Source organism: Pseudomonas sp. NFPP04 (assembly GCF_900113815.1).
GTDB classification, from domain to species: domain Bacteria; phylum Pseudomonadota; class Gammaproteobacteria; order Pseudomonadales; family Pseudomonadaceae; genus Aquipseudomonas; species Aquipseudomonas extremorientalis.
The window spans coordinates 471,283-492,067 of record NZ_FOQS01000005.1 but is presented as its reverse complement, the minus strand read 5'-3'; the positions used below and the strand labels follow the sequence as shown (position 1 = coordinate 492,067).

Here is a 20,785-nt window from a genome sequence, read left to right as displayed (position 1 = left end):
CTCAGTTCTCCTCGATATCGGTCGGCAATGGGCGCGGCAAGTCATCGCCGGTGGAACCATCGAGCCAGTCGACCTTGGCCATCTTGCGCACCACGACGAACTCGTCGCGGTTGCAACCGACCGTGCCGTAATAGTTGAAACCGTAGGCCTGCTGGGCGTAGCCACCGATCATGTGGGTCGGCTTGAGCACCACGCGGGTCACCGAGTTGTGGTGGCCGCCACGGGTCTTGGTGGTCTCCGAACCGGGCACGTTCACGATGCGTTCCTGGGCGTGGTACATCATCACCATGCCCTCCTTCACGCGCTGGCTGACCACCGCGCGGGCGGTCAGCGCGCCGTTGACGTTGAAGCATTCGATCCAGTCGTTGTCCTCGATGCCGGCGCGTTTCGCGTCGATCTCCGAGAGCCAGACGATCGGCCCGCCACGGCTCAGGGTGAGCATCAGCAGGTTGTCGCTGTAGGTGCTGTGGATGCCCCATTTCTGATGCGGGGTAATCCAGTTCAGCACGATCTCGGTCTCACCATTGCTGCGCTTGCCCTTCACCCCTTCGATGGTGCGGGTGTTGACCGGTGGCCGGTAGCTCATCAGTTGTTCGCCGAACGCCTGCATCCACGGGTGGTCCTGGTAGAACTGCTGGCGGCCGGTGATGGTGCGCCATGGGATGTTTTCGTGGACGTTGGTGTAGCCGGCGTTGTAGCTCACGTGGTCGTCTTCCAGGCCCGACCAGGTGGGGCTGGAGATGATCTTGCGCGGCTGCGCCTGGATGTCGCGGAAGCGGATCGCCTCATGCGCCTTGGGCAGCGCCAGGTGGCTGTGGTCGATGCCGGTGAAGGCCGACAGCGCCGCCCAGGCCTTGACCGCCACATGGCCGTTGGTTTCCGGGGCCAGGGACAGGATCACCTCGGCCGCATCGATGGCGGTATCGATCTTCGGCCGGCCATGGCTGATGCCCGCGTCGCCTTCGTGATGGTTCAGCTCGCCGAGGAAGGCCACCTCGTCATCGGTGTTCCAGTTGATGCCCTTGCCGCCGTTGCCGAGTTTTTCCAGCAAGGGCCCAAGGGAGGTGAATTTCTTGTAGATGTTCGGGTAGTCACGCTCCACCACCGCCATGTTCGGCGCGTTCTTGCCGGGTACAGGCGCCACACCGGCGCTTTTCCAGTCGGTGCCACCGAACGGCTGGGCCAGTTCGCCGACGCTGTCGTGCATCAGCGGCACGGTCACCAGGTCCTGCTCGACGCCCAGGTGCCCGACCGCAATGGCCGAGAACGCCTTGGCAATGCCCTTGTAGATTTCCCAGTCGGAACGCGACTCCCACGCCGGGTCGATGGCTGCCGACAACGGGTGGATGAACGGGTGCATGTCCGAGGTGTTCATGTCGTCTTTTTCGTACCAGGTGGCGGTCGGCAAGACGATGTCGGAGTACACGCAGGTGGACGACATGCGGAAGTCCAGGGTGGTCACCAGGTCGAGTTTGCCGATGGCGCCGTCGTCGACCCATTCGGCTTCGGTGGGCTTGCTTTCGCCGCCAAAGCCGATGTCTTCGTTCATCACGCCGTTCTTGGTGCCGAGCAGGTATTTGAGCATGTACTCATGACCCTTGCCCGACGAACCAAGCAGGTTGGAACGCCAGATGAACATGTTGCGCGGGAAGTTCACCGGGCTGTCCGGTTGCTCGCAGGCAAAGCGCAAGGTGCCGTCCTGCCAGGCCTTGATGACGTAGTCTTTGGGCTCCATGCCGGCGGCGGCCGCGTCCCGGCAGATATGCAGCGGGTTGGTGTTCAGTTGCGGCGCGCTGGGCAACCAGCCGGCGCGTTCGGCGCGGATGTTGTAGTCCAGTGCATGGGTGGGGAACTGCGACTTGTCCGCCATCGGCGACAACACGTCGTGCATGTTCATTTTTTCGTGGCGCCACTGCGAGCTGTGGCCGTAGAAGAAGCTGGTGCCGTTCATCTGGCGTGGCGGGCGGCTCCAGTCCAGGCCGAACGCCAGGGGCAACCAGCCGCATTGCGGGCGCAGTTTTTCCTGGCCGACATAGTGGGCCCAGCCGCCCCCGGTCTGGCCGACGCAACCGCAGAGCATGAGCATGTTGATCAGCCCGCGGTAGTTCATGTCCATGTGGTACCAGTGGTTCATCGCCGCGCCGACGATGATCATTGAGCGCCCCTTGGTCTTGTCGGCGTTGTCGGCGAACTCACGGGCGATCTGGATGGCTTTCTCGCGGCTGACGCCGGTGATCGCTTCCTGCCAGGCCGGGGTGCCCGGTACGCTGGCGTCGTCGTAGTCCCGGGCCACGTTGCTGCCGCCCAGGCCACGGTCGATGGCCAGGTTGGCCGCCGACAGGTCGAACACCGTGGCGACCTTGGCCACGCTGCCATCGGCCAACGTCACGTTGAGCACCGGCACGCGGCGGAACTGCACCGCGTCACCGGCCACGTGCTGGAAGTGTTCGTGGGCTTCACCGGCAAAGTACGGGAAGCCGACTTCGGCCACGTCTGCGCCGATCAGGCTGAGCTTGAGGTCGATGGCACGGCCTTCGCCGCCCTCTTTGGCGAGAATGTTCCACTTGCCCTTCTCGCCCCAGCGGTAGCCGATGGAACCTTGTGGCGACACCAGCTCACCGCTCTCATCGAGGGCGATGGTTTTCCATTCCGGGTTGTTGTCCTGGCCCAGGTTGCCGGTGAGGTCCGAGGCGCGCAGGAAGCGGTCGGGCTGGAAGCCGGCGCCGGGGGCAAACCCGGTCACGGGTTTGAGCATCACCAGCACCGGCAGGTCGGTGAAGCGCTTGGCGTAGTCGGTGAAATAGGTACTCGGGTGGTCGAGATGGAACTCCTTGAAGATCACATGATTGAAGGCCTGGGCCAACGCCGCGTCGGTACCCTGCTTGGGGTTGAGCCACAGGTCGGTGAGCTTGGCCACTTCCGAATAGTCGGGGGTGATGGCCACGGTCTTGGTGCCCTTGTAGCGCACCTCGGTGAAGAAATGCGCGTCCGGCGTACGGGTCTGCGGGACGTTGGAACCCCAGGCAATGATGTAGTTGGAGTTGTACCAGTCGGCCGATTCCGGCACGTCGGTCTGCTCGCCCCACACCATCGGCGAGGCCGGTGGCAGGTCGCAGTACCAGTCATAGAAACTCAGGCACACCCCGCCCAGCAGCGACAGGTAACGCGAGCCGGCGGCGTAGCTGACCATGGACATGGCCGGGATCGGCGAGAAGCCGACGATGCGGTCCGGCCCGTATTGCTTGATGGTGTAGACGTTGGAGGCAGCGATGATCTCGTTGACCTCCTCCCAGTTGGAGCGAATGAAACCGCCCATGCCGCGCTTGCTCTTGTACGACTCGGCCTTGGCCTTGTCCTCGACAATGCTCGCCCAGGCCTCCACCGGAGCCATGGTCAGGCGCGCTTCACGCCACAGTTTGAGCAACGGCTTGCGGATCTTCGGGTACTTGAGCCGGTTGGCGCTGTAGATGTACCAGCTGTAGCTGGCGCCACGCGGGCAGCCACGGGGTTCGTGGTTGGGCAGGTCGTTGCGGGTGCGCGGGTAGTCGGTCTGCTGGGTTTCCCAGGTGATCAGGCCGTTCTTCACGTAGATCTTCCACGAGCAGGAGCCGGTGCAGTTCACCCCGTGGGTGGAGCGCACGATCTTGTCGTACTGCCAGCGCGAACGGTAGACGTTTTCCCAGTCGCGGGACTCCTTGCGGGTCTCGCCGTGGCCGTCGGAGAACTCGTCTTGCTTGCGGTTGAAGAACCGCAGTTGATCCAGTAAGTGACTCATGGTGCTTTCCTCATCAGGCGTGCCGTGGGGTGCGTTGCCCCGCGAATTCAGGTCGGACTAGCAGGGTGTGGCGCAGCCCTTGCGGGCGTACCACCACCAGGTCACGACGATGCAGCTCAGGTAGAAACCGACAAACATGTAGAAGGCCATGGCCGGGCTGCCGGTGGCGGCCATGGAACTGCCGAAGGATTTAGGGATAAAGAACGCGCCGAACGCGCCCATGGCCGAGCTGAACCCCAGCACCGCAGCAGATTCCTTGCCGGCGTCCTTCAGGGCCTGTTCACGCACCGCAGCGGGTCTGCCGGCACTGGCCTTCTCGTGAACGGTGCGGAAGATCACCGGGATCATGCGGAAGGTGGAGCCGTTGCCGATGCCGGTGGTGATGAACAACAGCATGAACAGGCCGAGAAAGCCGTAGAAGCTGCCGCCCTGCCCGTTCTGCGGCAGAAAGTGCAGCACGCCGAACACCATCACGATCATCAGCACGAAATTCCACAGGGTCACCCGCGCACCGCCCAATTTGTCTGCCAGCCAGCCGCCGAGCGGGCGTACCAACGCGCCCACCAACGGGCCGAGGAAGGCGAATTTCAGCGCGACCACCTCGGGAAACGAGGTCTTGATCAGCAGCGGGAACGCCGCCGAAAAACCGATGAATGAACCGAAGGTCGCGAGGTACAACCAACACATCAGCCAGTTGTGCTTGCGTTTGAAGATCACCGCCTGGTCGCTGAACGACGCGCGGGCGCTGGACAGATCATTCATGCCGAACCACGCGGCCACGGTGACGGTGAGGATGAACGGCACCCAGATGAAACCGGCGTTCTGCAACCACAGCTGGCTGCCGTCGGCCAGGGTTTGCGGTTGCCCGCCCATCAGGCCGAACACCCCGAAGGTGATCACCAGCGGCACGCAGAACTGCATCACCGACACGCCCAGGTTACCCAGGCCGGCGTTCAAACCGAGGGCGGTGCCCTGCTGCGCCTTGGGGTAGAAAAAGCTGATGTTGGACATGCTCGAAGCGAAGTTGCCGCCGCCGAAACCGCACAGCAACGCGATCAATACGAACACGCTGTAGGGCGTGTTGGGGTCCTGCACCGCGAAGCCCATCCACAGCGACGGCAGCAACAACGACGCGGTACTCAGGGCGGTCCAGCGGCGCCCGCCGAAGATCGGCACCATGAACGAGTAGAACACCCGCAACGTCGCGCCAGACAGGCCCGGCAGTGCCGCCAGCCAGAACAGCTGGTCGGTGCTGAAGCTGAAGCCGATGGCGTTGAGGCGCACGATCACCGTGCTCCACACCATCCACACGGCAAAGGCCAGCAACAGCGCGGGGATCGAGATCCACAGGTTGCGGGTGGCGGTCTTCTTGCCGCTGGCGCCCCAGAACGCCGGGTCTTCGGGGCGCCAGTCATGGATCACCGGGCCCGAGGTGGGCTTTTGCGCAATGGACATGATCATTCTCCTTGGAGCGCGGGCTTGCCGAGCAGCGGTTGTTTGCGGATTTCGCTGAAGTACATCCAGGCCAGGGACACCCAGACCACGCCGTACATCAACATGAAGCAGGAAGAGCGCACGCCAGTGAGGTCCACCAGGGCGCCGAACATAATCGGCAGCACAAAGCCACCCAGACCACCGGCCAGGCCGACGATGCCGGACACCGCGCCCATGTTTTGCGGGTAGTCATTGGCGATGTACTTGAACACCGAGGCCTTGCCGAACGCGAAGGCGATGCCCATCACGAACAGCAGCACGGTGAACAGCGCAGGGGTGAGGCCGATGTGGAAATCCAGCGGGCCGTTGACGGTCATCACCTGCAACTGGGTCTGCGGGTAGCTGAGCAGGAACAGGCACACCCAGCTCACCCACAACACCCACCAGGTCACGCTCTGCGCGCCCCAGCGGTCGGACATCCAGCCGCCCACGGCGCGCAGCACACCACCCGGCAGCGAGAAACACGCAGCCAGCAGCGCAGCGCTTTGCAGGCTGAAACCGTATTCCTGCACGTAGTACTTGGTCACCCACAGCGCCAGCGCCACATAGCCGCCGAACACAATCGAGTAGTACTGGCAGTAGCGCCACACGGCCGGGTCTTTGAGGCATAGCAACTGCTGGCGCAAGGTGGCGCCGCCGGCGCTGCGGTGGGCGTTGTTTTCGCTGGTGAGGAACCAGAACAGCAGCGCGGTGATAAACAGGATCGCGCTGAATACCTTGGGCACCAGGTGCCAGGTGCCGAGGGCGATCAGGCCGGGCGCGAGAAACTTGGTCACCGCCGCCCCCGCGTTGCCGGCGCCGAACACGCCCATGGCGAAGCCCTGGTTGTGCTTGTCGAACCATTTGGCGACGTAGGCGATGCCCACCGAAAACGAGCCGCCGGCCAGGCCGACAAACAGGCCCAGCACCAGGAACTGCCAGTAGGCGGTGGCGTAGGTGATCAGGTACAGCGGCAACACGCAGGCGAGCATCAGCAGGAAGAACACGATGCGCCCGCCGAAACGGTCGGTGAGCAGCCCCAGTGGCAGGCGTACCAGGGAGCCGGTCAATACCGGCGTAGCGGCCAGCAGGCCGAACTGGGTTTCGTTGAGTTGCAGCAGCTCCTTGATGGGCACGCCGAGCACGGCGAACATCATCCACACCATGAAGCAGACGGTGAAGGCCAGGGTGCTCATGCCCAGCACCAGGCCTTGTCTTATACGGGGTTGAGTCACGGTATGCGCTCCAGAAAGTGATTCCATGGGCGCAGGTTAGGGGCGGCACTTGTGTGGAACTTGACCCAGGTCAACGTCCGCCGGGTGGGTATGGGGCTATGCTCGCCGCGTCTACCTCCAAGGAGGTAGGCACCAGAACAAGAGAAAGCCTTTATTTATCAATGGATTGTTCTCTTGTGCCGGCTTTTGTCCGTGGGAGGGTTCGCCGGCGATTCTTTAGAGGTAGTGCGCCAGGGAAGGCCATTGACACCCCCCTTTCCCGCTCCAGGTGCGACCATGCTGCTCTGCCATCCACTCCGACTGCACCGTCATGCTTGACTGGCTGCGCAGCTCCCTGCCCGCCCGCGCCGGCCTGGCGGTGATCCTGATCGCGATCCTGGCCCTGGCCAGCTCCCTCAGCGCCGGGCTGATCGCCTGGTTCAGCCAGGGCGACGCCGCAGCGATCAACACCGCAGGCTCGGTGCGCATGGAGACCTACCACCTCAGCTGGAAGCTGGCGGCCGGCGCGCGCGCGGATGAGGTCGCCGAGGTCAGCCAGAGCCTGCAACGCCGGCTCGACAGCCCCTCGCTCAAGGCGGCGCTGGAAGACGGCCCGCAAAGCGCCCTGTTGCAGAGTTACCAGCACATCCGCCAACGCTGGGACACCGAACTGCGCCCGGCGGTAATCCGCGGTGATGCCGACTTGTTCCAGGCCCGCGCGCCGGCGTTCGTCGAGCAACTGAACCAGTTCGTCAGCCTGTTGCAGCAACAGAGCGAACAGAAGCAGAGCTGGCAGCAAGGCATCCAGGGCCTGGCATTGTTCAGCACCTTGATCATCCTGCTGCTCGGTCTGTACGAGTTGCAGTACGGCGTGGTCAACCCGCTGGAAGAACTGGTGCACGCCACCCGGCGTTTTCGCGACGGCGACTTCAAGACCCGGGTCAACCACCGCTCCGAGGATGAACTGGGTCAACTGGCCCTGAGTTTCAACGCCATGGCCGAGACCATCGAGGCCTCCCATCGCACCCTGGAAACCCAGGTACAGCTCAAGACCCTCAACCTGCAACAAGCCAACGCCGCCCTCGAACTGCTCTACCAGAGCAGCCGCAGCCTGGCCACGCGCCTGGCCAACGCCGAGGGCCTGGATGAACTGATCCGGCGCTTCCAGAAACGCCTGCCGGGCCTGCGCCTGTCGCTGTGCCTGCAAGGTCACTTCCTTGCCCCGGCCCAGCAGATGCTGGCCCTGCACGGCGAGAACAGCCGCAACGTGTGCGCCATCGGCGACTGCGCCACCTGCCAGAAACACAAGGCCGCACCACCGCAGGTGTTCAGTATCAGTAACCAGGGCACGGAACTGGGCGAACTCAAGGCGCACTTCCTCGATGGCCACCCGCCCCAGGACTGGGAAAAACAACTGATCCAGGCCCTGGCCAACCTGATCGGCACCTCGCTGTCGCTCAAGCGCCAGCGCGAGCAGGACCACCGCCTGTTGCTGCTGGACGAGCGCACCATCATCGCCCGCGAACTGCACGACTCCCTGGCCCAGGCGCTGTCCTACATGAAGCTGCAAGTGAGCCGCATGCAAACCCTGATCCGCCGTGGCGAGCCGGTGGAAACCCTGGCCTCCGTCACCAGCGAACTGCGCGATGGCCTGAACAACGCCTACCGCCAACTGCGCGAATTGCTCACCACCTTCCGCCTGCAGATCCACGACGCCGGGCTGGTGCAGGAGTTGCAGGACACCGCCGAAGAATTCTCCCGACGCGGCGAATTCCAGGTGCACTTGCACGCGGACGCCCTGGCCTTCCAGCTGTCGGCCAGCGAGCAGATTCACATGCTGCAGATCACCCGCGAGGCGCTGTCCAACTGCCTGCGCCACGCCCATGCACAGAATGCCTGGCTGCAACTGCGCCAGGTCGGCGAGACCGTGAGCCTGAGCATCGAAGATGATGGCCGGGGCTTCTGCGGCGCCGTCGACCAGCGCGAACACCACGGCCTGACCATCATGGACGAACGCGCCCGCAGCCTGCACGGCCTGCTTGAGATCAGCCCACGCGAGCCCCAGGGCACCCGCGTGCAACTGCGTTTCCAGCCGGAATTCCTCGGCCACACCCTACAAGGCAGCACCTCATGAACGTCCCTCTTCGTCACCGGATCCTGCTGGTCGACGACCACCCGATGATGCGCCACGGCATGCGCCAGATCCTCGAACTGGAAGATGACCTGCACGTGGTCGGCGAGGCCGGCAACGGCCAGGAAGCCCTCGACCGGATCGCCAGCCTGCAACCGGACCTGGTGCTGCTGGACAACAACATGCCGCAGATGAACGGCCTGGAAACCCTGCGCCGCCTGCGGGCCATGGACTACGCGGGCAAGGTGTTGCTGTTTACCGTGTCCGACGCTGAAGACGATATTCGCGATGCGCTGCGCCTGGATGCCAATGGGTACCTGCTCAAGGACATGGAACCGGAATTGGTGGTCGAGTTTATCCGTGATGCGTTGCATGGTGCATTGGTGATCAGCCCTGGCTTGACCAGGGTCCTGGCCCAGGCGTTGCGCTCGCCGCAACCCCATGCGGCGGTGGAATTGACCGAGCGGGAGCGGCAGGTGTTGAAGACGATTGCCAGTGGCTACAGCAACAAGGTGATCGGGCATAAGTTGGGGATTACCGAGGGGACGGTGAAGGTGCATGTGAAGAATTTGCTGCATAAGCTGGGGTTGAGGTCGCGGGTGGAAGCGGCGGTTTGGGCGATGGAGCATTTGAGGCAGGTCGGGTGAGTTTTTTTGAGGTTGAGGGGTGTGAGTACATATCCGTTATTTAGGTAACGGCTGCTGACGGTTCCGCTCTTACAGCGGGTCACTTTTGGAAGAGCGCTGTATGGACCGGACACAGGGTTGACGGGGCGCCGAAGATCAAAAGCAAGAGCGACTCGCTGCACATCGCAGATACGCTTTTTGTGCTGTGTAACCCACTTACTGTGGCGAGCGGGCTTGCCCCGCGTCGGGCTGCGAAGCAGCCCCAAAAAACAGTGAGGTCGCCGCGTTCATCCTGGTTTGGTTACTTTTGGGCTCTTTTCAAAAGTGACCCGCCGTAAGGGCGGAACCATAGGCGGCCGTTACCGAAGAAACGGATATGCCCACCGACATATGCCCACCGAGCCCCCCCAACGAGGCATACCCCAACCCCCGGGGCGCAGATGCCGTCAGGTCGCAAGCCCCCGCCCGGCCCGCTCCAGATTGCGCCACAACCAGGGCGGCAAGACCTCCGGGTCGAGGCTGTCGATCAGGTTCTTCAAACCCAACCCCAGCTCCGTGTCCCCTTCGATCACCAGGCGCCGCCGGAAGAACAACGTATCCGGGTCTTCCTGCCGACTGGCCAGCAATAGAAATTCGCGCCAATTGCCGCTGATGGTCACCTGGGCCTGCGCCTTCTGCGCAATCCGCAACCCGTCCCGCGTCAATGTCAGGTACCAGCACAAACCCAGGTCCGGAATCCGCAGGCACAGCCAGCGCCCGCGCAGCAGGTCAAAACCGCCGTCGCGCAGCGGCTCGGCCAGGCAGCGGTTGAGCCCCTGTTGCAACGCCAGGCGCTGCACTGCGAAAGGCACACGGCGAACCAGCGGCAATACCCGGTCAGCGCCCTTGAGCAACCATTGCTTGCGACTCAACACAACCCCACCTCCTCGACCCGTAACATGCCGGCCTGCCCATGCCAGTAACCGTTGCAGCCACTCACCACCAACGGCGGCGTGGCCCCCTGGCGCACCTCGTCGAAGGCACGCACCACCTCGGCCATGCCCTCGGCCCGTGGGCTCAGGCGCAACAGGTCGGCGCCACAGGCCACCAGACCGGGATAGTCCGCCAGCAAGTTGGTCACCTCGGCGGACATCGTCTGAATCCCATTCAAGGTAAACAGCGCCTGCCCCTCCTGGCTGGTCAACGCCATGCCATCCGGGTAATTGATGCAACAGAACTGACAGTCGTCCTTGGGCCGGTTTTCCGCACGGGCGCTGAAACAGCGCGCCGAGTACGCCAGGGGCAAATGGCCGTAGGCGAAGATCTCCACCTCGGGCAGCGGCCGCCCCAGTTCGCGGACCTGCTCCAGCACATCGGCGATCAGCCCGTGGGAGCATTCCACCGGCGGCACCCAGCGTTGCATGCCTGCGTCGAGCAGTTGCACCAGAGCGTGGCCGTTGTAGAGGTTGAGCGCCGGGCCACCGACAAAGGGCACTTTGCGCTCGATTAGCAACTGCACGGCGCCCATGTCGTTGGCCTCCACCAGCAACTCGCCGTTGTCGCACAGGCGGCGCAGGCTGGAGAGTTCGGACGCGGCTTCGATCAGGGTAAGGCTCGACAGCACGATCTGCGCCGGGCTGCACGCCTGCAACTCACGCCCCAGGCCCAGCCATTGATCCAGGTTCAGCGCGCGGCGTTTGGCGCACACGGTTTCCCCCAGGTAAATCACGTCCAGGGGCAAGGCGGCCATGTCGGCGTAGAAGCGCCCCAACTGTTCCTTGTCCCAATAAAACAGCACCGGTCCCAGGCTGAGTTTCATGTGTGTGTCCTCATTGCCATGCACGATGGTAAGCCCCCAGGGTGGTCTGGCTGCCTTCGGAAAGCCCGGCAAGCACCTGGCGCCATTGGTCCTGGACCGCGAAATGGGCCGGGCTGCTGCGATGGGCGTCGAGGGCGGCGCGCCATACGCGGGTAACTTGCTCCACATAGGCCGGGCTGCGTTGCCGGCCTTCGATCTTCACCGCTTCCACGCCGATGGCACTGAGTTCGGGCAACAGGTCCAGGGTGTCGAGGCTGGTGGGCTCTTCCAGCGCATGAAAGCGCTTGCCGCCCACCAGGAAGCGGCCCTTGCAGAGGGTCGGGTAGCCGGCGGGTTCGTCCGGGGTGTAGCGGTCGATCAGCACTTCGCTCAGGCGTGCGCTGAGGCCATCGGCGTCCTCGCTCCAGCGCACCGCCTTGGCCGGCGAACACACGCCGCACAGGTTGGGGGATTCGCCGGTGATGTAGGAGGACAGATGGCAACGCCCTTCGGCCATGATGCACAGGCTGCCAAAGCCGAACACCTCGATGGGCACCGTGCCGCTGGCCGCCACCTGCTTGACCTGGGCCAACGACAACACCCGAGGCAACACGGCGCGCCGGATGCCGTAGCGCTCCACATAGAATTTCAACGCCGCCGCATGGGTGGCCGAGCCCTGCACCGACAGGTGCAACGCCAGCTGTGGATGACGTTGCGCGGCGTAGCCGAGCACGCCGGGGTCGCCGGCGATCAGGGCGTCCACGCCATGGTCGGCGGCACGGTCCACGGCGCGTTGCCAGCGCGACCAGATTTTCGGTTGCGGGTAGGTGTTGACCGCCACGTAGAGCTTGCGCTGGTGCTGGCGGATATGGGCGACAGCAGCGTCGAACTGCTTGTCGTCCATGTTCAGCCCGGCGAAGTGCCGGGCATTGGTGTCATCGCGAAAACCCACGTACACCGCGTCGGCGCCTTGGCGTACAGCGGCTTTCAGCGCAGGCAGGTTGCCTGCCGGGCAGACCAGTTGCATGGTGGCTCCTTATTGAAAATCGGCAAACGACAGGAATGGCACGGCCGCGCCCTTGAGCACCTGCTGCTCGCGCTCGACGATCACCAGGCCATCGGCCCAGCAGGCGGCGGCGAGCATCGCCGAGCTTTGCTGGGGGTGCAGGATGGCGCGCAGCTGCCCATCGCTGTCGGGGCTCAAGCGCGCACGCAGGTACTGGCGGCGCTTGTTGGGTTTGAGCCACTCGAAGGCCGCCGGCACGCTGACAGGCACCGGCAACACCCGCTCCACACCTTGGGCGCGCAGCAGGAACGGGCGCACCACGATCAGCGTGGTGACCAGCGCGGCGGTGGGGTTGCCCGGCAGGCCGATCCAGGGTTTGCCGGCCACTTGGCCGAACGCCAGGGGTTTGCCGGGCTGGATCGCCAGGCGCCAGAACTCGACCTTGCCCAGTGCCTGGATCGCCTGTTTGAGATGGTCCTCTTCACCCACCGACACGCCGCCGGTGGTCAGCAGCAGGTCGCACTCAGACGAGGCCAGCATCAACGCATCGCGGCTGGCCGCCAGGGCGTCGGCCATCACGCCGTAGTCGTGTACCTCCACGCCCCAGCCACGCAGCAACGCCGCCACAAGGTAGCGATTGCTGTTGTAGATCTGCCCCGGCGCCAGCGACTCGCCCGGCTCGCGCAGTTCATCGCCACTGCTGAGCAGGCACACGCGCAGAGGCCGGTAGACCTTGACCCGGGGAATGCCCGCCGCCGCCAGCAGGCCGAGTTCCTGGGCGCGCAGGCGTTTGCCGGCGCTCAGTACTCGTTGCCCGCGTTGCAGCTCTTCGCCGCGCTTGCGAACGTGTTCGCCCAGGCGCAACGGCGGGCACCAGATGCGCTGGCCATACACCCGGCAGCGTTCCTGCGGCACCACGCTATCGGCGCCCGGCGGCAGCGGCGCGCCGGTGAAGATGCGCACGGCTTGCCCGGGCTGCAACGGCACATCCGTACTGTGCCCGGCGGCGATCCGCCCGACCACTTCCAGGTAGCCGCCCTGCTCCGGCACGTCAAACGCGCGCAGGGCGTAGCCGTCCATGGCGCTGTTGTCCCAACCCGGCAGGTCGCGGGGCGAGAACACCTCTTCGGCGGTCACCCGGCCCAGGGCCTGGGCCAACGCAAGCATTTCGGTGGCCGGTGGCGGCGGCGCCTGGGCCAGCAACTGCTCGATGGCCTCTTCCACCGGCAGCAGGTCGCCGCTGTCGCAGGGGCTCATGAGCGCGTCTCACAAGCAGCGAGTATCTGATCGAGTTGCGGCTTGAGGTGCGGCGCAAAATTGCACGGGCCGGTACGGCTGTCCAACTGGCCAACCAGGATCTGGTCCCAGGCAGTACGACAGGCCCCCGGCGAACCGGGCATGCAGCACACCAGCACGCCGTTGCTGAAACCGGCCAGGGCCCTGGATTGCAGGGTCGACATGCCGATTTCCTCCAGCGATACCTGGCGGAACAACTCGCCAAAGCCATCCACCTGTTTGTCCAGCAGCGGCAACACCGCCTGGGGCGTGTTGTCGCGCGCGGTGAAGCCGGTGCCGCCGGTCATCAGCACCACTTGCACCTGCGGGTCGGCGATCCATTGCGAGACGCGTGCGCGGATCTGGTAGATGTCATCCATCACGATGCCCCGGTCGATCAGCATGTGGCCGGCACGTTGCAGGCGGTCCACCAGCGTGTCCCCGGAGGTGTCGGTGTCGTAGGTGCGGGTGTCGCTGATGGTCAGCACCGCGATGTTCAGGGAAACGAAACTGCATTGGGTCAGATGGGCCATGATCCAGGCTCCAGGCGTTGAAAAGATGCGTCCAGCCTGCGCCGCATCGGGCGCAGGGCCTATTCCTCGAAGGAGGTATGCCGTCAGGGGGCCAGGCGCGTGCGCTGCCACCCGCTGTCATGCAGGCGGTAGTCGAGGCGGTCGTGCAAGCGGTCTGGCCGGCCTTGCCAGAACTCGATGCGCCGGGGTTGCAGGCAGTAGCCGCCCCAGTGCTCGGGCCGGGGCGGCTGGCGCCCGGCAAAACGCTCGGTGACCTCGCGCAGGCGCCCTTCCAACTCGCTGCGATGGGCCAGGGGCTGGCTCTGGGGCGAGGCCCAGCTGCCCAACTGGCTGGCGGCCGGGCGGGCATCGAAGTAGTCGTCCGACAGCTCGGCATCGGCCTTCACCACCGGGCCTTCGATACGCACCTGGCGCTCCAGGCCCGGCCAGAAGAACGTCATGGCGGCATGGGGGTTGTCCGCCAGTTCATGGCCCTTGGCGCTCTGGTAATTACCAAAAAAGAAAAACCCGTCGGCGCTGAAGCCCTTGAGCAGCAGGATGCGGCAGTGGGCATGCCCCTGGCCGTCCACCGTGGCCAGGGCCATGCTGTTGGCCTCGGCCGGCGGCACTTCGGTCTTGCGGGCCTGGTCCAGCCACTGGCCGAACAGCTCCAGCGGGTCGGCCTGCGGGCAGTCGTCGCGAAGGCCGTAGAGGGTGTAGTTGCGGCGCAATTGCGCAAGGGACAGGGGCATGGCGCGGTCCTCCAGAAAGTTCGCCACAGTGTGGGAACTGGCGCACCGTTATCCCTTGACCGCGATCAACAATCGGCCGCGGCATGACGCCGCATACCGCTTACCACAACGACTTGGCGATGATCACGATCAGCACCATGTGCGCGAGGATGCTGCGCCGAATCCACCGTGCACGCTTGGCGCTCAGGCGCTGTTTACCCAGCCAGTACGCCAGCAACAGGTAGTGCCCGATGATGCTCAGGGCCAGCAGGATTTTCAGGCTCAGCAGCCACGCAAAACGACTGTTCCACGGCACGCCCCAGTAGTGCCAGGCCAGCCCCAGGCCCGCGCCGTACAGCACGATGACCACCAGATGCAGCACCCGTCGCGAGCGCCGGGCAATCGCCTGGTCGCAGGTGAACTGCGCGGACCAGGCCAACTCCTCCCGGGCGCTGTGCCAGATCACCACTTCAAAAAACAGCGTGCCGATGAACGCGCTGGCCGCCAGCAGATGAACCATCAATAGCACTGAATACATGGATCTCTCCTAACCCGGATGCCCGTCGACACGCGCCTGCCACAGCATCGGCCCGTAGCGCCACAGGTACAGCCCCAGGCCGACGGACCAGCACAGCGCGGCCAGCCACAACGCCGCCACCGGCCACACCAGCACCAGCAGCACCCGGCACACACACGCCAGGTTCAGCAGCGCAAAGGCCAGGGTCATCCCCGAGGGCGGCTGCAATGGCCGGCCGGTATGGCCCAGGCTGACCCGCGCGATCATCGCCAGGATCAACCCGGCCATGGCGCCGATGGTCAAGGCGTGCACCGCCAGGCTCGGGTTGAGCGGCACGCCAAAATGCCACAGCGCCATGCCCAGGCACGCCAGCGCCAGCCAGGCATAGGCCAGGTGCAGGGACCACAGCAGCGGCACCCGCCACAGGCCGCGAGCATGCCAACGCGCCAGGCGCAGCAGGTGGCCCACGCCCAGCAGCGCGAACAGCACACCGATCCAGGCCCGTGGCAACAAGGCCACCCCACCGGCATACAACAGCCCCACTAGAATCGAACCGCCCAACAGCAGGTGATCCAACCAGGGCCAGGGCTTGACCGCCGCGACCCGACCCAGGCCGCGCTGGGTGAAAAACGGGATCACCCGCCCGCCGATCAGCCCCATCATCGCCGCCACCAGCCAGAGGCCGGTCAACACCGCCTGGCGCTGCAGGCCCTGGTCATACAGTGACAAGCCATCGGCCACCGCCAGCAATACCAGCACCAGCACAATCGGATAATTGCGCGTCTGCCGCACCTGCCACAGCGTCCATCCCATCACGCCCGCCACAGCCAGCGGGAAGCTCAGTTCCAGCACCACCAGCAATGGCAGCGGGAGGTCGAGCAACCAGCCCACGCGCGCCGCCAGCCACAGCGTCGCCAGTGCGCCCAACGGTGCCCCGCTGAGTCCGGGGCGACCGGTCCAGGTCTGCACCGCCGTCAGCAAGAAACCGGCGATGATCGCCAGGCCAAAGCCGAACAGCAGTTCATGCCGATGCCAGGCCAGCCAGCCGCCGGCCGGTTGCCAACTGCCGGTCATGCCGCCCAGGGCCAGCAGCCACAGCGGCACCGCCAGCGCGGCCAACAGGCAGGCACCGAGGAAAAACGGCCGGAAGGCCAGGCGAAACAGCGGGGTAATCGACATGGCCTTGCGTCGATCCAGTACGTGCATGGCAGGGCTCCTGAATTTATCACTGCGCCGATGGTGCGCCGGTGTGCGCATCTTGCCCTTGTCGCAGATCAAGCTGCGCCAAGGGCAACCGGATTAACCTCGGAGCAAGTTCGCCTTGCTCGGCACGCTGTGCGTGCGCCTGCACCAGCGGGTCAACAAGATCGAGTTTGCCGAGGGCACGTCCCGCTAGTGTCAGCCGAACAGACCCAGACCAATGCGGCTGCAATCACCGTGCACCGTGAAACCCTCATCGGTGCGACGCCACGGCGTACCTTGATGTGCATCAAGGGCTTTACCAGGTCAGGTAAAACATGCTCTTGGCCAACAGCACGATGGCGACCATATGCCCGAACAGGCTCAGATGGATAACCCGCAGGTAAGCCGCACTCACCCGGCCACGGCGCATGCGCAGCATCGTCAGCAGAAAGTGCAGCAGCACACTGGCGGCGAGGATCAGCTTGAGGGTCAACAGGGTGCCGAACGACGACGCGAACGGCGCGGCCAACACCGGCAGGTAACGCAAGCCGACCATGCCCAGCCCGGCGCCGAACAGCACCAGCAACACCCACGGCATCAGCGCCCGGGCACGCACACCGATGCCTTGCTCGACCTGCAGCATCACCCGCGCCGGCAATTGCCGATGCAGACCGCCCAGGATCAGCACTTCGAAAAACACCGTGCCGATGAAGATCAGCGCGGCGAACAGATGGGCCAGCAGAAACAGCAGGTAAAGCATGGTGGCCTCGCAGGTGGCGTCGAGGCGACAGTGTGGCGGCCTGGAGGCTTGCGCGCCTTGACGTCGGTCAAGCCCGTTACAGCCACGGGATGCTGTAGCTGACAATCAGCCGCGTCTCGTCCTTGTCCGCCGTGTCATTGCCGCGCAATACCGCACTGCGCCAGGTAAAGCCCAGCCCTTTCAAGGCGCCGGTGGGGATCACGTAGTCCAGGCGCAGGTCGCGCTCCCATTCGCTGTTGTCGCGGCCGGCGGTGCGGATATGGCTGCCGTGAATGTAAGTCACACTGGAGCGCAACCCCGGTACGCCCAGGCTGGCAAAGTCATAGGCATAACTGCCCACCATGGCCTGTTCGCCGGCATTCACAAACTTGAGCGACTGGGAGTTGGTGATCAGGTAAAGCGAACGGCCCTGCCCCTGGTTGATGTGCGGGAAGTCACTTTGCCCGGTGGTTTTCTGGTAGCCCAGGCTCAGCGAATGCCCGCTCAAGCCATAGGTGAACAGTGCGCTCCACAAGCGGTTGTCGACCTTGCCTGTGGTGACGCCGGGCGCGTAGTAGCCCGAGCCGACATAACCTTCGCTCCGGCCCGACGCACTGCCGTTCTTACCGTCGGCGGTGCTGTAGAAATACCGCAGGTCGCTCTTGAGCTGCCCCACCGGCAGTTGCCAGTTGTGCACCAGGCCCAGGAAGTGCTGTTGGTAGAAGTTCTCCAGGCTGGCGTAGTAGTACTGCACCTGCAGTTGCTTGCTGACGGTGTAATCCACGCCGCCGTAGTAGAACTGGTGACTGGACTTGCCCTTGACCGGGTCATTGGCGCCGGCAATCGACAGGCCTTGGCCGTTGCTGGAATTGCGGTCCACGACCTGCTCGATCTTGCCCGCGATCAGGTTGATGTCCTTGAAGTCCCTGGACTCCACCTGATAGCCGCGGAAAGTCTGGGGCAACAGGCGCCCGTCTTCGGTGGTCAGCACCGGCAGCCTGGGCGTCAGGCTGCCAGCCTTGAGTTGGGTCTGGGCAATGCGCAGTTTGCCGGTGACGCCGGTCTTGCTGAAGTCATGGGCGGCCTTGCCATCGTCCAGCGGGAAGACGCTGCCGGGGGTGTTGTCGGCACCGGACTTGCCGGCCCGGCCGGAGGCGTCCAGGCGCAGGCCGTACCACTCTTGCAGGTCCAGACCCAAGCCGACCGTGCCTTCGGTGAAACCGGACTGGTAGTTGAACATAAAGGCCTGGCCCCATTCCTTGTCCGAGGCGGCCTTGGCGTTGCGGGTGTCCTGGTTGTAGTAGAAGTTGCGCAGGTCGAGGCTGGCTTTGCTGTCATCGATAAAACCCGATGCAGCCGCCTGCTGCGCAGCGCCGATGGAGACGGCGAGCGCCAGGCAAGTCTTGTGGTTCATGAAGGCTCCGAGAAGTGATTGAGGCGCCCCGTCGCAGCGCTGTTTTTGTTGTGCCAGGGGGGCTGCAGTCAACGGGAGCGCGCACGGTATAGCGTTGCGTGGCCGGGAAAAAGCCGGCAAAACCGCCAATCACTTTTTCAGTTTGGGTAACAATCCAGCGAATGGCGAGCGCGTGTCCAGCAGTGAGGTACGGATGAAGTGCAGGTAACTTTCCACCCGGCGCAAGGCCGAGGTCTCAAAGTGCGCTTCGAAAGGTTCGACGGTGTCCTGCACGCACTCGATTGCGTGTTCGACGCGTGCCAGTGCACGTTGCCACCGTGCATGCCCCGGCTGGGTGAACAAGCGCACCAATGCCCGCCCCATGGCGCGTAGCGCCTGGCGCCACGCAGTGGTTTCGGCGTAGCAGGCCAGCGCCGGCAACTGCGCCTGCTCGCGGCGCAGTTCGATCAGGGCATGGCCGACGTCAAGCACCACGAACGTCCAGCGCAGCAGGCGGTGTTGCACCTGGGGCTGGCCGGCGGACAAGCCATGGGCCTGGTTAAGCAGGTCACGGGTGCCGCTTTCGAAACCCGAGCCCAGCGCCGGCAAGGGTGCGTGGAGGGCGAACACGACCCGCTGGCGCAGGTCCTGTTCCAACCGACGCCACAACCACGGGCTGTTGGGCGGCAGAATGATCGCCCCTGCCGCCGCGCACACCAGCATCCCGAACACCATGGCGAGGTAGTCATTGATCAAGCCATAAGGGTTGTAGAGCGTGAGATTGCCGGGCACCGAACTGGTGCCGAAAAACACCAGCATGCCCAGGCCGTAGCCCGCCCACTGTGGTTTGGCCAACCAAAACGACCCCAGCATGATCACCGGCGCAATCACTAGGCACAGTAACGGGAACCCATCGATCCGGGGATAGACGAAGAACACCTCGAAAATCCCGATGACCGCCGCCAACACCGTCCCACAGGCAATCTGGAACGACATGCGCCGGGGGTTGGGGGAGAACGCCGAGAGCCCCACCGTGAGCGCGGACACCAGGGTCATCGCCGCGCCACTGGGCCAACTGGTAGCGATCCACAGCGCACACAACACCAGCAGCACCACTGCGGCACGCAGGCCGGCGCCTACCGCTGCCAGCCAGTGGGTCTGTGGCTGAAAAGGCTCGGCCCAACGCTCACGCCGGTGGCTGTGATCGGTCAGGGAAGCATGGGTCTGGGCGTAGCTGTACAACTCGTCGACGAAGCGATAAAGCAACTCGCAGGCCGTGTGAAAATCCAGCAAGTCATCGTTGGGCGGATGCGCCAGCAACAGCTCGGAGCGCAGGTGGCGAACCTGGCTCGGCAGCCCGTGGATGTAACGCTTCAGGTGTGTCGACAGGTGCGCCGCATCCAGGTCTGTGAGTACCTGGCCGGCGAAGGGTTGCAGCACACTGACCAGCGCCCTGAGCGCCGGGTCCACCGCGTTCAGCACCGCCGTGGCGCCGCGCATCTGCACTCGATCGAGCAACTGATGCAGGGCATTGAAACGCGTGGTGATGGCCATGAACTCGACGTTGAGCCGATCCAGGCGCCCCTTGCGTCGGCGCATGTAAGGGTCTTCGAACACACTGACGCTGCGCATCCCTTCCAGGCCCACTGCCTCGGCGATGAAGCGCAGGTTGGCGACCTCGAACGCCGCCTGGTCGTGGGTACTGCGCAGACCGCTCACGACAAATCCGGCGAAACGACCAAAGCGTTGGTACAGGGTATTGCGCATGGCGGCGCCCGCCGTATTGGGCAGCAACGTTGCGCTGATCCCGGTGGCGCACAGCACGCCCAGGGTGATCTCCAACACCCGCCACACCGCCGCCATGAACACCTGCTCCGGGTGCCCCACCACCGGCAAGCCGACCATCACCGCGGTATACCCCGCCAGCACCCACCCATAGGCGCGAAAATGACGATTGCGCGCCGCGCCGTATGAGCACACGCCCACCCACACGGCCAACCCGGCCAGGAACAGCTCGGTGCTCTGGGCGAACAGCGCCATCAACAGCACCATGAACGACGACCCCACCAGCGTGCCGATCACGCGGTAGACGCTTTTGGCCAGGACATGCCCGCTGTAGGGCTGCATCACAATGAATACCGTGGTGATCACCGTGCTGGGCTGCGGCAATTCCAGACGCATCGAAAGCCACAAGGCCAGGTACGAAGCGATCAGCACCTTGAACAGGTAGACCCACATCACCCCGTCGGTGCGCGCCCATTCCAAGAAGCCCCGGCGCCAGGGCAGTGCTCTGAGCCGGCGTGAAAAAGCAGTGAGTGGTGGCACGAAACAGGGACTCCCGACAAGCTGGCTGGCACACAAGGCCGGCGACTTTAGGCAGTTGCGCCAGGGTCGGTAAGTCATCCAGAACGTGAATGACTGTTACGCAAAACAC

General features: G+C 64.4%; 16 protein-coding genes. 2 read left to right on the top strand and 14 right to left on the bottom strand.

What is annotated here, in order from left to right; translation table 11 throughout:
• Position 1: 1 nt before the first annotated feature.
• The 3 genes from BM017_RS14495 to BM017_RS14485 are packed head-to-tail and all read right to left on the bottom strand — an operon-like array spanning position 2 to position 6,483.
• Complete coding sequence (locus tag BM017_RS14495; RefSeq protein ID WP_092245430.1) at positions 2–3,775, bottom strand: nitrate reductase subunit alpha; 3,774 nt, start codon at positions 3,773–3,775, stop codon at positions 2–4.
• A 57-nt stretch (positions 3,776–3,832) separates the two neighbouring features.
• Entirely contained in the window at positions 3,833–5,230 is a 1,398-nt protein-coding gene (locus tag BM017_RS14490; protein WP_092245427.1) for a NarK family nitrate/nitrite MFS transporter, read from the bottom strand.
• A 2-nt stretch (positions 5,231–5,232) separates the two neighbouring features.
• On the bottom strand, positions 5,233–6,483 hold the full coding sequence (locus tag BM017_RS14485; RefSeq protein ID WP_092245424.1) for an MFS transporter: 1,251 nt from the start codon (positions 6,481–6,483) through the stop codon (positions 5,233–5,235).
• 310 nt (positions 6,484–6,793) lie between these two features.
• Here BM017_RS14485 and BM017_RS14480 point away from each other — a divergent pair, with 310 nt between their 5' ends.
• Positions 6,794–8,596: a HAMP domain-containing protein gene (locus BM017_RS14480; RefSeq protein ID WP_092245422.1), complete on the top strand. Its 1,803-nt coding sequence runs from the start codon at positions 6,794–6,796 to the stop codon at positions 8,594–8,596.
• On the top strand, positions 8,593–9,240 hold the full coding sequence (gene narL / locus BM017_RS14475) for a two-component system response regulator NarL (RefSeq protein WP_092245419.1): 648 nt from the start codon (positions 8,593–8,595) through the stop codon (positions 9,238–9,240). The genes BM017_RS14480 and narL overlap by 4 nt, the downstream gene beginning before the upstream one ends.
• Positions 9,241–9,665: 425 nt before the next feature.
• Here the strand turns inward: narL and BM017_RS14470 are convergent, their stop codons facing one another.
• The 11 genes from BM017_RS14470 to BM017_RS14420 all read right to left on the bottom strand — a co-directional run bounded on the left by BM017_RS14470 (position 9,666) and on the right by BM017_RS14420 (position 20,676).
• A complete protein-coding gene (locus BM017_RS14470) occupies positions 9,666–10,133 on the bottom strand; it encodes a ubiquinone anaerobic biosynthesis accessory factor UbiT (RefSeq protein WP_092245416.1) in 468 nt (155 codons plus the stop codon).
• Positions 10,127–11,017 (bottom strand): U32 family peptidase, encoded by an 891-nt coding sequence (locus BM017_RS14465; RefSeq protein ID WP_092245413.1) that lies wholly within the window; start codon positions 11,015–11,017, stop codon positions 10,127–10,129. Before BM017_RS14465 ends, BM017_RS14470 begins: the two co-directional genes overlap by 7 nt.
• Positions 11,018–11,027: 10 nt before the next feature.
• A complete protein-coding gene (locus BM017_RS14460; RefSeq protein WP_092245410.1) occupies positions 11,028–12,023 on the bottom strand; it encodes a ubiquinone anaerobic biosynthesis protein UbiU in 996 nt (331 codons plus the stop codon).
• 9 nt (positions 12,024–12,032) lie between these two features.
• A complete protein-coding gene (gene glp / locus BM017_RS14455) occupies positions 12,033–13,259 on the bottom strand; it encodes a molybdopterin molybdotransferase MoeA (protein WP_092245407.1) in 1,227 nt (408 codons plus the stop codon).
• Positions 13,256–13,810: a molybdenum cofactor biosynthesis protein B gene (gene moaB, locus BM017_RS14450; RefSeq protein ID WP_092245404.1), complete on the bottom strand. Its 555-nt coding sequence runs from the start codon at positions 13,808–13,810 to the stop codon at positions 13,256–13,258. Before moaB ends, glp begins: the two co-directional genes overlap by 4 nt.
• A gap of 83 nt (positions 13,811–13,893) precedes the next feature.
• Positions 13,894–14,541 carry a pyridoxamine 5'-phosphate oxidase gene (gene pdxH / locus BM017_RS14445; protein WP_092245401.1) on the bottom strand — a complete coding sequence of 216 codons (648 nt, stop codon included), beginning with the start codon at positions 14,539–14,541 and terminating at the stop codon, positions 13,894–13,896.
• 100 nt (positions 14,542–14,641) lie between these two features.
• Positions 14,642–15,058, bottom strand: coding sequence for a hypothetical protein (locus BM017_RS14440; protein ID WP_092245398.1), 417 nt, complete (start codon positions 15,056–15,058; stop codon positions 14,642–14,644).
• 9 nt (positions 15,059–15,067) lie between these two features.
• The gene (locus BM017_RS14435; protein ID WP_092245395.1) at positions 15,068–16,243 is read right to left on the bottom strand and encodes an NnrS family protein; all 1,176 of its coding nucleotides are present in this window, start codon (positions 16,241–16,243) and stop codon (positions 15,068–15,070) included.
• Between the two features lie 292 nt (positions 16,244–16,535).
• Positions 16,536–16,979 (bottom strand): CopD family copper resistance protein, encoded by a 444-nt coding sequence (locus tag BM017_RS14430; RefSeq protein ID WP_092245392.1) that lies wholly within the window; start codon positions 16,977–16,979, stop codon positions 16,536–16,538.
• Positions 16,980–17,055: 76 nt separating this feature from the next.
• Positions 17,056–18,372, bottom strand: coding sequence for an OprD family outer membrane porin (locus BM017_RS14425; protein WP_092245389.1), 1,317 nt, complete (start codon positions 18,370–18,372; stop codon positions 17,056–17,058).
• A gap of 129 nt (positions 18,373–18,501) precedes the next feature.
• Positions 18,502–20,676 (bottom strand): FUSC family protein, encoded by a 2,175-nt coding sequence (locus BM017_RS14420; RefSeq protein WP_092245386.1) that lies wholly within the window; start codon positions 20,674–20,676, stop codon positions 18,502–18,504.
• Between the last annotated feature and the right edge of the window lie 109 nt (positions 20,677–20,785).

Excerpts from the sequence above, each read along its gene's own strand:
- BM017_RS14495 (WP_092245430.1), bottom strand. The coding sequence starts at position 3,775 with ATGAGTCACTTACTGGATCAACTGCGGTTCTTCAACCGCAAGCAAGAC.
- BM017_RS14490 (WP_092245427.1), bottom strand. The coding sequence starts at position 5,230 with ATGTCCATTGCGCAAAAGCCCACCTCGGGCCCGGTGATCCATGACTGG.
- BM017_RS14480 (WP_092245422.1), top strand. The coding sequence starts at position 6,794 with ATGCTTGACTGGCTGCGCAGCTCCCTGCCCGCCCGCGCCGGCCTGGCG.
- narL (WP_092245419.1), top strand. The coding sequence starts at position 8,593 with ATGAACGTCCCTCTTCGTCACCGGATCCTGCTGGTCGACGACCACCCG.
- BM017_RS14465 (WP_092245413.1), bottom strand. The coding sequence starts at position 11,017 with ATGAAACTCAGCCTGGGACCGGTGCTGTTTTATTGGGACAAGGAACAG.
- BM017_RS14460 (WP_092245410.1), bottom strand. The coding sequence starts at position 12,023 with ATGCAACTGGTCTGCCCGGCAGGCAACCTGCCTGCGCTGAAAGCCGCT.
- glp (WP_092245407.1), bottom strand. The coding sequence starts at position 13,259 with ATGAGCCCCTGCGACAGCGGCGACCTGCTGCCGGTGGAAGAGGCCATC.
- moaB (WP_092245404.1), bottom strand. The coding sequence starts at position 13,810 with ATGGCCCATCTGACCCAATGCAGTTTCGTTTCCCTGAACATCGCGGTG.
- pdxH (WP_092245401.1), bottom strand. The coding sequence starts at position 14,541 with ATGCCCCTGTCCCTTGCGCAATTGCGCCGCAACTACACCCTCTACGGC.
- BM017_RS14440 (WP_092245398.1), bottom strand. The coding sequence starts at position 15,058 with ATGTATTCAGTGCTATTGATGGTTCATCTGCTGGCGGCCAGCGCGTTC.
- BM017_RS14435 (WP_092245395.1), bottom strand. The coding sequence starts at position 16,243 with ATGCACGTACTGGATCGACGCAAGGCCATGTCGATTACCCCGCTGTTT.
- BM017_RS14430 (WP_092245392.1), bottom strand. The coding sequence starts at position 16,979 with ATGCTTTACCTGCTGTTTCTGCTGGCCCATCTGTTCGCCGCGCTGATC.
- BM017_RS14425 (WP_092245389.1), bottom strand. The coding sequence starts at position 18,372 with ATGAACCACAAGACTTGCCTGGCGCTCGCCGTCTCCATCGGCGCTGCG.